Here is a 12,263-nt window from a genome sequence, read left to right as displayed (position 1 = left end):
AACAGGTGCTCGTTCACTCTGATCAAGGCGTTCAATATACCTCGAGCGACTGGCGCAGTTTCCTAAAAGAACACAATATGGAAATTAGCATGAGTAGAAAGGGAAACTGTCACGACAACGCCGTTGCTGAGAGTTTTTTCTCGCTGCTCAAGAAAGATAGAGTAAAACGAAGAATCTATAAAACCCGTGAGGAAGCACGCTCTGAGATATTTGAATATATCGAGTACTTCTACAATCCAAAACGGAATCATGGTACTAATGGTGGACTGTCACCGAATGAATACGAAAGACAGTATTATCAGAAGCTTGAAAGTGTATAGAGTTCTGGGGTCTTACCAGAGCGCCGTTAGATGTTGCCTTGTCGTTTTCAAAATGAGAGGCAACATATCAAAACAGTTAAGAGGGTTTCTTTGACTACCCTGATGTTTAGTGATGACTATCATGCGTTGAGCAAAATTATCGATCATCTGGGTGTTAGTACCGAGAATAGACCTAGCTCTTCAGGCTATTGTTGGCGCGTATTGGCTCTGTCCGGCGTTGCTTGGTCATTCTTGGGGTTTAGTCAGATCAGGCCGACAATTGAACATCGTGTCGATGTAATGCGGTCTATTGGGACATCTTGAGGGTTACATAAAGTAGAGAATGCAATCGTGCAGGCGGGAAAACTCAATAAACGGACTTTTTACGATGTTAGCTAGCTTGTGTGATGAGCGTTGATATGAGGGTTGCAGCAAAAATAAAAAAAAGAGCCGACTGAGTTATTTCAGTGGCTCTTAAGTTACAATTGCTTACTTTGCGCTGTATGCTTCTTTATGTACAGCTGCTATGGCGCGGCCTGATGGATCTGCAGCGTTTTTAAAGCTTTCATCCCACTCAATCGCTTTTGCACTGGAACACGCGATGGATGGGCCTCCGGGCACACACTCAACAGCACTTGGTAGTGGGAACAATTCTTCAAAGATTTCACGATAAGCATAACCTTCTTTCGTTGTTGGCGTGTTGTAAGGGAACCGGAATTGCGCGGTTTCCATTTGTTGGTCCGTTACTTTTTCTTCTGCCACAGCTTTCAGTGTATCAATCCAGCTATAGCCAACGCCGTCGGAGAATTGTTCTTTTTGGCGCCAAGCAATGGCCTCTGGCAAGTAATGCTCAAAGCATTCGCGAAGAATGTGTTTCTCCATTTTGCCGTTGCCGCACATTTTATCTTTCGGGTTAAGGCGCATTGCAACATCGATAAATTCTTTATCGAGGAATGGTACGCGTCCTTCCACTCCCCATGCTGCAAGCGATTTGTTCGCACGCGCACAATCGAACATGTTCAATGCAAGCAGTTTACGAACAGTTTCTTCATGGAACTCTTTTTCGTTTGGTGCCTTGTGGAAATACAGATATCCACCAAAAATCTCGTCCGCGCCTTCGCCAGACAAAACCATTTTAATTCCCATTGCTTTGATTTTTCGACCCATCAAGTACATGGGGGTCGAAGCGCGAATGGTGGTGACGTCATACGTTTCTATGTGATAAATAACATCACGAATCGCATCTAAACCTTCTTGAATGGTATAAGTCATCTCATGATGAACGGTACCAATTTGATCCGCAACTTCGCGTGCCGCTTTTAGGTCTGGAGCGCCTTCAAGGCCGACGGCAAAGGAGTGCAATTGTGGCCACCATGCTTCTGATTGACTATCGTCTTCAATTCGCATCGCTGCAAAGCGTTTAGCGACTGCGGAGGTAATCGAAGAATCAAGGCCGCCGGAAAGCAGAACGCCATAGGGTACGTCAGTCATTAGTTGACGCTTAACAGCGGCTTCAAGGGCTTCAGTTAACTCTTCTTTGCTCGTGGAGTTATTTTCTACCGCTGCGAATTCATTCCAATCACGAATGTAGTAACGCTGGGGTTCAGCATCGCTAGAGCTGTAAGAGCTACCAGGAGGAAATTCACTGATGCTGCTACAAACAGGTACGAGTGCTTTCATCTCAGAAGCAATATAGTAGTTACCGAGCGAATCATAGCCTTGATAAAGTGGAATGATACCAATGTGGTCGCGACCTACCAGATACTCGTCTTTCTCTTCATCATAGAGAACAAACGCGAAAATACCGTTCAGTTCTTCCAACAAGTCTGCGCCTTTATCTTGATACAGAGCCAAAATAACTTCGCAGTCAGAATCGGTTTGGAATTCGTATTTGCCATCGTAGCGCGCACGAATTTCTTTGTGGTTGTAGATTTCGCCATTGACTGCAAGGATCAACTTGCGGTCTGGGCTGTAAAGTGGTTGAGCACCACTATTCAATCCAACAATCGCCAAACGTTCGTGAGCAAGAATCGCACGGTCCGAGGCATAAATACCTGACCAGTCTGGGCCGCGATGGCGAAGCAGTTTTGACATTTCTAATGCCGTCTGACGCAGTGGTGTCGCATCAGATTTAATATCTAAGATGCCAAATACAGAACACATAAATCCCTCTCAAACTTCCTTTATTACGCTGAATTAACGTATTTTTAATTTGTGTTGAACTCAATTTGCCAAATTGAACAAAAAATGCAACCTGTTATGGAAAATAAAATAATAAACCCAAGATGTAATTTGATTTCATTCACCAAATGATTACATTTGGTGAATGAAAATTAATGCCGGATGGCGAAGTAGCCACTTTTGCGATCCGTTTAGTTCGTGGCCGTAGCATTTTTCACAGCAGTTGCTCTTTCACGTGACGCGCAAAACCTGAGCCTGCTTCTCTATAGATGTTGAATGCTGCGTCTACACCAAGTTCTTGCAGTTGTTCTAACTCATCGGCATATCGGGCTATAGCTGCAACCTTACCTTTAAATCCAAGCTGTTGAATTTGCTCCATAGCAATGGTGTTAGCCTGACTGTTCGGCATTGCAAGCAGAATCAATTCAATGTGCTTAGAAGACGTGACTCTTGACCAAAAATCTGGGTCCGTTGCATCTCCATGAATGACCCTTCGCCCCTCACCAACATGTTTATCGACAGAGTCTTCTCGGGCTTCGATACCTAAGACTCCTTTCGGGTAGGCTTCGTTCATCTCATCATATGCGCCGCTACCGATGCGACCCATACCGAGAATCACTACGTTGGCTTTTCCTAGGTCAATTAATTGGTCATTTTGGTGAATGTTCTCCGGGGTAGGGTCGTGCAAATGCTGGGCTATAGATGAATAAATACGATGGCTAAACGTGTTCAGCGGTGCAGAAATCATGAAGGAAAGTGATACGGCAATGGCGATAGCAACAAGTATGCTGCCTGGCAGCATACCGAGTTGATAAGCAATACCACCGACGATGAGACCAAATTCGCTGTAGTTAAACAGGGTCAACGTAGCAAATAAAGAGGTACGGATCCGAAACCTGAACCCGTTAAAGATGAGGTAATACAGCAAACCTTTAAGCGGTAAAAGCAACATTAATAGCAGTGCAATCATTAAGCCTTGCATCGTGGGTTGTTCTGAAAGGCCGATGTTGAGAAAAAAGCAGACTAAAAACAGCTCCTTTACGTTAAAGAGTGACTTTGCCATTTCAGACGCGCGGGGGTGCCCGGCCATTAACATACCTACAATTAACGCGCCTAGGTCAGCCTTCATACCAACTGCATCAAACAGGCCAGCACCTAACACTAAAGCGAGGAAGATACCGAAAAGAACCAGTACCTCACCATGCCCTGCTTTGTCGAGAAAACGGAATAATAAAGGGCGGAGAAAGGGAAGGCCAAATAAGACAAGTGCTTCAACCCCTGGCGTTTTACCAGAAGCTATGGTTAAAAACACAACGGCAAAAATGTCCTGCATAATGAGAACGCCAATAGCCAATGTGCCATAGGTGGCGTTCATCTCGCCTTTTTCTTGCAGTGCTTTGATAGCAAAAACAGTACTCGAAAATGACAAGGCAAAAGCGAAGAGTACCAATTCGTTAATGGCAAGATCTTGGAAAGCGGAAATGCCAACGGTTTTAAATCCGATGAGACAGAGCGAAAACAGAGCTGTAGTCATCGCATTGTGTAAAGACGCACCAAACCAGATTTCTTTGTTAAGCAACGACCTTACATCGAGTTTTAAGCCAATGGTAAACAGAAGAAGCGTTACACCAAGATCAGCAAGTGATTGAATGATCGGTGTTGAGGTAAAACCTGCTGCATGAAGTGCAAAGCCTGCGATTAAGAAGCCAACCAGTGGCGGCATGTGGCAACGTAGCATAAGAAAGCCGCTGAGAAAGGCGACGGCAATAATAACGAGATCCATAAATACGTGATTCGTCCTGAATGATTGAGTTAGTCAGATGTGAATAAGCTAACCAACAGAATTAAAAGAGTTTTGTAACTGTATGATAAAACAAAGGCGGCACCTTTAACCAGTGCCGCCTTTGAAACGAGATGTTACGAAGATTTGAAAAACTAATCTTCTAAAAGCTTTTGAAGTAGCGCGCCATTAAGCATTGCACGCTTCACCAAAGCAAAGGCGCCAAGGGTTGGTGTCGAAGATAAACCTGCGGCAACGATAGGTAGATTTTGATGGAAAGTGCGTAAAGATTGGTTTTCTACACAACGTTGAATGGCTGGGAATACGACACTTTGTGCTTCAGTAATTTCCCCAGAAATAACGACTTGTTGCGGGTTAAACAGGTTAATTGTCATCGCAATTGCTTTTCCTAGGTGGTTTCCGACTTTTACCAGCACTTGGCGAGCCAATTCGTCGCCTGCCACTGCTGCGCGGCAGATATCGGATACATCAAGTTCGAGCTTACCTTGCAACATGCTTTCATGACCCTGAGCGAGCAATTGCTGGGCGTGTTCAATGATTGCCGGGTTTGACGCGACGGTTTCTAAACAACCAAAATTCCCACATTGACACTTCTTACCCAGTGGGTCGATTTGGATATGGCCGATCTCGCCGACGTTGCGGTTATACCCTAAAAATACTTGACCATTGACGATGATCCCCGCGCCTGCACCGTTGTGAACACTGACGAGAAGCGTATCGTAGTAATTTTTACTCACCCCGAAATAATGTTCTGCGAGAGCCTGACCACGAGTATCATTTCCGATAAAACACTGCACACCAAACTCGTCGCGAATTAAGTCACTTAACGGTAATTTATCAATCGAAATATGTGGCATGTATTCAACGATGCCCGTTTCTGCATCCACCAATCCAGGCAGAGAGATTGAAACCGCGATCAGTTCTTTAAGGATATCTTGTTTCGCTGCTAGAAAGCTGTGTAAGTGGTGTAGCAGCCCTTCAATCAGCGCTTCTTGGCTTGGGTAGTGGAAAGATTCTTCATGGACTGCCAATGGCTTTCCAGACAAGTCGAAGAGGGCTAATTCAATTCGCTCACGACCAAGTCTAACTGCGAGGGAGTGGAATGGTGCGCACTCGGTGGTCAACGAGATGGCTCGTCGACCTCCGGTGGACGCTTGTTGCGCGACCTCTTTGATAAGGCCGCGCTCAAGCAACTGGCGGGTGATTTTGGTCACGCTTGCTGGAGCAAGACTGCTTACATCAGCAATTTGTATTCGTGAAATCGGACCTTGCTGGTCGATGAGTCTATAAACGGCGGCACCGTTCAGCTGTTTAACCAGATCTACGTTACCGATTTGTCCGCCAGTCATAAATGTCCTAATTCAATGTGTATTCGCCGTTAACGATCGTCGCTTTGACATTGAAATCACGGTCAAACACAGCCAAGTTAGCTACATATCCATTTTTGATACGGCCAAGCTTGTTATCCATACCGATAGCACATGCAGGGTACAGTGTTGCCATGCGAACCGCTTCATCCAAAGCGATACCTACATGTTCGACAGAGTTCTGTACTGCTTCAATCATGGTCAATGCCGAACCGCCAAGCGTGCCATTTTCATCAACACACTTACCATCACGGTAATATACTTTCTTACCAACAAAAATAAAGTGATCCATGTCGGCTCCTGCAGGGGCTGCTGCATCTGTAACCAGAACCAGCTTTTCACCTTTCAGTTTGTGAGCAATGCGAATGTTTGCATAATCAACGTGGAATCCGTCGGCGATAACACCGGTGTACACTTCTGGCGTATCGTAGATTGCGCCTACCATACCTGGTTCACGACCAGCGATAGGGGTCATTGCGTTGAACAGGTGAGTGGAGAAAGTAATACCCGCTTTGAAGCCTTCACGTGCTTCTACATAACTTGCATTAGTGTGACCCGCAGAAACAACGATACCTGCGTCAGCCAGTTGGCGAATATGCGCTTCAGGCGTTAGTTCTGGTGCCAAAGTGACTTTGGTAATGACATCTGCGTTAGCTGCCATGAAGTCAATCATCGCATCATCTGAACGACGGATGTAATCAACGCTGTGAATACCTTTTTTAGCAACGTTCAGGTATGGACCTTCAAGGTGCAAACCCAATGCTTCATTCTGGTATTGCTCTTGGTAATCGCGGATTGCGTTCACTGACGCTTTCATGTCTTCATCAGAAGAAGTGATCAGCGTTGGCAGGAAGCTAGTACAGCCGGATTTCAAGTTCGCCAAGTGCATGGTGCGAATAGTATCCGCTGTCACTTGGTCGTTAAACATCACACCGCCACAGCCGTTAAGCTGCAGGTCGATGAAACCAGGAGTGAGGTATGCACCGTCCAGAGAACGGGTCTCAATGCCTTCTGGCAAATCTTTTTCTTGGCAAATGCTCTGGATCAAACTGCCGTCGATGACGACAGCATGATTGTCCAGCACTTCGCTACCAGTAAAAATACGGCAGTTAATCAGTGCGTACATGAAGACTTCCTTACCTTACAGGTTATTAATGTTTTGAGCTTCTAGCTCTTGGAAGTACTTAACAGTCTTCACTTTTAGCTCAGCTGTTGACGGATCATCACAAATCATCAGTGCTTTAGGGTGAAGCTGAAGAGCTGAAACAGTCCACAGGTGGTTGACTGAACCTTCAACCGCTGCTTGCAGAGCCAATGCTTTGTTGTGGCCAGTGATCAGAATCATCACTTCTTCCGCATCCAATAGTGTACCAACACCGATGGTCAATGCATGCTTTGGTACTTGGTTGATGTCATTGTCAAAGAAACGAGAGTTTGCAATGCGAGTATCTTCAGTCAGTGTTTTGATACGAGTGCGAGAAGACAGAGAAGACGCTGGCTCGTTGAATGCAATGTGACCATCGTTACCAATACCACCCATGAACAGGTTGATTTTACCGTATGACTTGATTTTGTCTTCGTAGCGTTTGCATTCTACAACGTGGTCTTCGGCATTACCGTTCAACAGGTTGATATTTTCTTCTTGAATATCAATGTGATTAAAGAAGTTGTTGAACATGAAACTGCGGTAAGACTCAGGGTGGTCCGCAGGAATGCCGCAGTACTCATCCATGTTGAAAGTTACAACGTGTTTGAAGCTTACTTCGCCTTGCTTATGAAGATGAATCAGTTGCTTATAGGTGTTCAGAGGTGTGCCACCTGTTGGCAGACCCAGAACAAACGGGCGATCTTCCGTTGGTGCAAGTTTGTTAATTGTATCAACGATATAACGTGCTGACCAAAGGCCTACTTCATGTGCAGTTTGTAGCGGGATAAGTCTCACAGGGACACCTCTATAGTAAATTCAAAATCTGATTCAATCGTAATCGATTGGCATCTTAGTTTTCATCATAAAATAAGTTTTATGAGCGTGCTAGCAAAAAACTGGATCTCATGGTGTTTTGAGTGACAATAATCACAATTGCATTCGTTTTAATTTGCGGGGCGAAATTAATGGAATACACTGCCACTGACTCACATTGGATAGTAAAAAAAATCCCATGTTGTCATAACAACTCTGAGAAATAACCACATAGGGGGAACAAAGGTGAATATTCTCGGTTACTTTCAAAAAGTAGGTAAAGCACTAATGGTACCAGTTGCCGTGCTTCCTGCAGCTGCAATTCTTATGGGTGTCGGTTACTGGATTGACCCGGATGGCTGGGGTGCGAACAGCGCACTTGCAGCATTATTGATTCAAGCTGGTGCTGCAATCATCGACAATATGTCTGTACTGTTCGCGGTGGGTGTTGCGTACGGTATGTCAAAAGATAAAGATGGTGCCGCTGCACTGTCTGGTTTCGTTGGTTTCTTGGTTGTTACTACGTTGCTTGCACCAAATGCAGTTGCGCAGATTCAAGGTATTGACCCAAGCTCTGTTCCTGCAGCGTTTGGCCGAATCAACAACCAATTCGTAGGTATCCTGGTCGGTATCGTTTCTGCTGAGCTGTACAACCGTTTCTCTTCTGTTGAACTGCACAAAGCATTGTCGTTCTTCTCTGGTAAGCGTCTGGTTCCTATCCTGACTTCTGTCGCGGGTATCATCATTGCTTTCATACTGATGTACATCTGGCCAACAGTTTACGGCGGTCTAGTAAGCTTTGGTGAAGGCATCCAAGGTATGGGTGAACTGGGTGCGGGTTTATACGCGTTCTTCAACCGTCTTCTGATCCCTGTTGGTCTGCATCACGCTCTGAACTCTGTATTCTGGTTTGACGTAGCGGGTATCAACGACATCCCTAACTTCCTGGGTGGCGCGAAATCAATCGCTGAAGGTACTGCAACTGTTGGTGTAACAGGTATGTACCAAGCGGGCTTCTTCCCAATCATGATGTTTGGTTTGCCTGGTGCTGCGCTAGCGATTTACCACACTGCTAAGCCAGAGAACAAAGAAAAAGTTGCATCTATCATGATCGCAGCTGGTTTCGCATCGTTCTTCACTGGTGTTACCGAGCCTCTAGAATTCTCATTCATGTTCTTGGCGCCTGGCCTATACGTTCTTCACGCATTGTTGACAGGTATCTCCGTATACATCGCAGCATCTATGCAGTGGATTGCGGGCTTCGGCTTCTCAGCAGGTCTGGTAGATATGGTTCTGTCTACTCGTAACCCGCTGGCGAAAGACTGGTACATGCTGATTCTTCAAGGTCTGGCGTTTGGCGGTATCTACTACGTTGTATTCCGTACCGCGATCGTTAAGTTCAATCTGGCGACGCCTGGTCGTGAAGATTTGGATGACGAAGCACCAGCAAGCGGCGTAACTGGTTCTAAAGAAACTGGCATCCTTGCACGTCAGTACCTGAAAGCACTGGGCGGTCACGATAATCTGACCAACATCGATGCATGTATTACTCGTCTGCGCCTGACTGTTAAAGACGGCAGCCAAATCGACGAGAAAACGCTGAAAGCACTGGGTGCGATGGGCGTTGTTAAGTTGGGCACCAATAACCTGCAAGTTATCTTGGGCCCTCTGGCAGAAATCGTTGCTGGCGAAATGAAAAAAGTCGGTACGACAGAAGACTTGTCTAACGTACAACTGCCTTAATAAATACTGACTAAATAGTCAATACAGCCGGCCTCTAACGGGGTCGGCTTTTTTTGGGCCTTTTTTGGCCGGATTCGTAGGGAAATATATATGAAACAAATATTTAAGCTTGGAATGGTATCTGCGGCTATTGCTGCAGGCCTGACTGGTTGCGGTACTCTGCAGTTAGGCTCAGAGCAACAACACATTGTTGACGCATTGTCTTCTCAACTGAACATCAGCTACGACATCGTGACTAACCACGGTGCGCAAGAAGGCATGGCGTGTCAGGAAATGGGCGCAGAATGGGCGTCTTGTAACGAAATCACCATGACCGTGGTGAACGATGGCGATGCAGTAGAAAGCAACGATTGGAAAATCTACCTGCACAGCATCCGCGTTATCCTAGAAGTTGCGAACAAAGACTTCACCATCGAGCACATCACTGGTGACCTGTATGTGCTGACGCCAACTGAGTCTTTCAAAGGCTTTGCTGCTGGCGAAACGATTGAAATCCCCCTAATTCAAGAATACTGGACGCTGTTTGAAACAGACTTCATGCCACGTGCATATGTTGTTTCAGGCGACGCAACACCAAAAGCTATCGAGTCTCTGAACACTGAAAACGTAGACGCATTCGTGTCAGAAATCGAAGGTAACGAATACAAGCGTGTTCCAGAAGACAACAACATCCTGGCGACTGCGGCATCACGTTTTGCGAAAAACAGCGATGTAGAAGCACTGTCTGAAGGTGCGATCGAAGCTGCAATCATTCCAACGCCACTGAAAGCGCGTCAAATGCGCGGTGAGCTAAATGTTGCTGGCGGTTTCGCTATCACTAACAACGCTCTGGATGCAGCGCAACTGGCGGCGTTTGAAGAGCGTGCTGAGCTGCTGGACGTGAACGTTAAGGGTGACGTAGCACTTAACATCAACGTTGATGCCAAAGCGTTTGAAGGCGAAGAAGCGGTTTCTGGTGCTTACAAACTGGCAATTAACGCTGCTGGTGTTGAAGTGCTGGGCTACGACAGCGTAGGCGCGTTCTACGGTCTGCAATCTATGCTGGCTCTAATGAGCAAAGGTGACGCAGAGGTTCTGCCTTGGGTTGCTATTGAAGATGCACCACGCTTCCAATACCGTGGTGTAATGGTTGACGTTGCACGTAACTTCCACTCAAAAGAAGCAATCCTGCGTACCGTTGACCAAATGGCGGCGTACAAGCTGAATAAACTGCACCTTCACCTGACTGACGATGAAGGTTGGCGTTTGGAAATCCCTGGCCTGCCAGAGCTGACTGACGTGGGTGCGGAGCGTTGTCACGACCTGTCTGAAACTTCATGTCTGTTGCCACAACTGGGTTCAGGTCCAGATAGCGACAACTTCGGTTCAGGCTTCTTCTCGAAAGCGGATTACATCGAAATTCTTGAGCACGCGAAAGCACGTGGTATCGAAGTGATCCCAGAAATCGACATGCCAGCACACTCACGTGCAGCAGTGGTTTCAATGGAAGCACGTTACAAGAAGTACGCAGAGCAAGGCGATCTGGCGAAAGCAGAAGAGTTCCGTCTGATGGATCCAATGGATACGTCAAACGTAACGACTGTTCAGTTCTACGACAAGCGTAGCTTCGTGAACCCTTGTATGGATTCATCAATGAACTTCGTAAGCAAAGTGATCACGGAAGTGAAAGCGATGCATGACGAAGCCGGTATGCCACTGAACACCTGGCACTTCGGTGGTGACGAAGCGAAGAACATCAAGCTGAATGCAGGTTTCCAAGACACCAACGCGGCTGATCCAGTTGCATGGAAAGGTTCTATCGACCTGAGCCAGCAAGACAAGCCTTTTGCTAAGTCTCCAATGTGTCAAAAGCTGATTGAAGAAGGCGTTGTGTCTGACTTCGGTCACCTACCAAGCTACTTTGCTGAGAAAGTAAGTGGTGTGGTTGCTGAACACGGCATCGAAAACTTCCAAGCATGGCAGGACGGCCTGAAGTACTCGAAAGATGCATCTGCATTCGATACCAAGAACACCCGTGTAAACTTCTGGGACGTTCTGTACTGGGGCGGTGATGCGTCTGCATACGACTGGGCAGCCAAAGGCTACGACATGATCGTGTCTAACCCAGACTACGTGTACATGGACATGCCTTACGAAGTTGACCCTAAAGAACGCGGTTACTACTGGGCAACGCGTGCAACCGATACGCGCAAAATGTTCGGCTTTGCACCAGAGAACCTGCCTCAGAACGCTGAAACATCTCTTGACCGTGACGGTAATGGCTTCAGCGGTAAAGGTACTGTAGACCATAACGATGGCTTCTACGGCCTGTCTGCGCAGTTGTGGAGTGAAACTGTACGTACTGACGAGCAGTACGAATACATGGTATTCCCACGCGTTATCGCAGCAGCTGAGCGTGCATGGCACAAAGCTGACTGGGAGCTGGATTACCAAGCAGGTAAGCAGTTCAACCAGCAAACCACTCACGTAGACAAAGACGCACAGCTTCAAGACTGGACGCGTTTTGCAAACGTAATGGGTCAGCGTGAAATGGCGAAACTGGACGCGGCTGGCATCCAGTACCGAATCCCAGTACCAGGTGCGATCATGGAGCAAGGTACCCTGCACATGAACATCAGCATGCCAGGTCTGCCTCTGCAGTACTCTGTAGACGGCGGTAAGTCTTGGACTGATTATGCTGCACCAGTTGCGATTGAAGACGCGAGCCACGTAAAAGTACGTGCGCTGAGCGCAGACAAACAACGCGAAGGTCGCGCAGTTTCTCTGTAATTTTGTCCTCATCCACTCAAAGCCCGCACTTCGCGGGCTTTTTTTTGTCCAATTGGTGCTTCTACGTTCAGTAGTGGTTGAGTAAACCGCCGTGATCGTGGATCATTGGGCGTTAATTTTTATAATTTCGTATCCGGATCTTC

At 46.6% G+C, this 12,263-nt stretch carries 8 protein-coding genes; 3 read left to right on the top strand and 5 right to left on the bottom strand.

The genetic code is table 11. The features are described 5' to 3' along the window. The coding region (locus tag B5D35_RS15005) for an IS3 family transposase (RefSeq protein WP_139367776.1) at positions 1–320 on the top strand (320 nt) is incomplete at its 5' end. Positions 321–788: 468 nt separating this feature from the next. Here the strand turns inward: B5D35_RS15005 and asnB are convergent. From asnB to nagB, 5 genes are all read right to left on the bottom strand, one after another. Further along, entirely contained in the window at positions 789–2,462 is a 1,674-nt protein-coding gene (gene asnB / locus B5D35_RS15000) for an asparagine synthase B (protein WP_078753365.1), read from the bottom strand. A 232-nt stretch (positions 2,463–2,694) separates the two neighbouring features. Then, the gene (locus B5D35_RS14995) at positions 2,695–4,263 is read right to left on the bottom strand and encodes a cation:proton antiporter family protein (RefSeq protein WP_078753364.1); all 1,569 of its coding nucleotides are present in this window, start codon (positions 4,261–4,263) and stop codon (positions 2,695–2,697) included. Positions 4,264–4,415: 152 nt separating this feature from the next. Further along, complete coding sequence (gene nagC / locus B5D35_RS14990; RefSeq protein WP_078753363.1) at positions 4,416–5,630, bottom strand: DNA-binding transcriptional regulator NagC; 1,215 nt, start codon at positions 5,628–5,630, stop codon at positions 4,416–4,418. A gap of 7 nt (positions 5,631–5,637) precedes the next feature. Next, positions 5,638–6,774: an N-acetylglucosamine-6-phosphate deacetylase gene (nagA, locus tag B5D35_RS14985; protein ID WP_078753362.1), complete on the bottom strand. Its 1,137-nt coding sequence runs from the start codon at positions 6,772–6,774 to the stop codon at positions 5,638–5,640. Positions 6,775–6,789: 15 nt separating this feature from the next. Beyond that, positions 6,790–7,590, bottom strand: a complete 801-nt coding sequence (gene nagB, locus B5D35_RS14980) for a glucosamine-6-phosphate deaminase (RefSeq protein ID WP_078753361.1) — start codon at positions 7,588–7,590, stop codon at positions 6,790–6,792. A gap of 264 nt (positions 7,591–7,854) precedes the next feature. Between nagB and nagE the strand changes: the two genes are divergently transcribed. Continuing rightward, positions 7,855–9,351: an N-acetylglucosamine-specific PTS transporter subunit IIBC gene (gene nagE, locus B5D35_RS14975; protein WP_078753360.1), complete on the top strand. Its 1,497-nt coding sequence runs from the start codon at positions 7,855–7,857 to the stop codon at positions 9,349–9,351. A gap of 99 nt (positions 9,352–9,450) precedes the next feature. Next, positions 9,451–12,120: a beta-N-acetylhexosaminidase gene (locus tag B5D35_RS14970; protein WP_198557039.1), complete on the top strand. Its 2,670-nt coding sequence runs from the start codon at positions 9,451–9,453 to the stop codon at positions 12,118–12,120. Positions 12,121–12,263 lie beyond the last annotated feature (143 nt).

It is taken from the genome of Enterovibrio nigricans DSM 22720 (assembly GCF_900167155.1).
In the GTDB taxonomy this organism is placed as follows: Bacteria; Pseudomonadota; Gammaproteobacteria; order Enterobacterales; family Vibrionaceae; genus Enterovibrio; species Enterovibrio nigricans.
Note: the sequence above shows the minus strand (reverse complement) of the source record. Positions and strands in the feature narration are given on the sequence as shown.

Excerpts from the sequence above, each read along its gene's own strand:
- asnB (WP_078753365.1), bottom strand. The coding sequence starts at position 2,462 with ATGTGTTCTGTATTTGGCATCTTAGATATTAAATCTGATGCGACACCA.
- B5D35_RS14995 (WP_078753364.1), bottom strand. The coding sequence starts at position 4,263 with ATGGATCTCGTTATTATTGCCGTCGCCTTTCTCAGCGGCTTTCTTATG.
- nagC (WP_078753363.1), bottom strand. The coding sequence starts at position 5,630 with ATGACTGGCGGACAAATCGGTAACGTAGATCTGGTTAAACAGCTGAAC.
- nagA (WP_078753362.1), bottom strand. The coding sequence starts at position 6,774 with ATGTACGCACTGATTAACTGCCGTATTTTTACTGGTAGCGAAGTGCTG.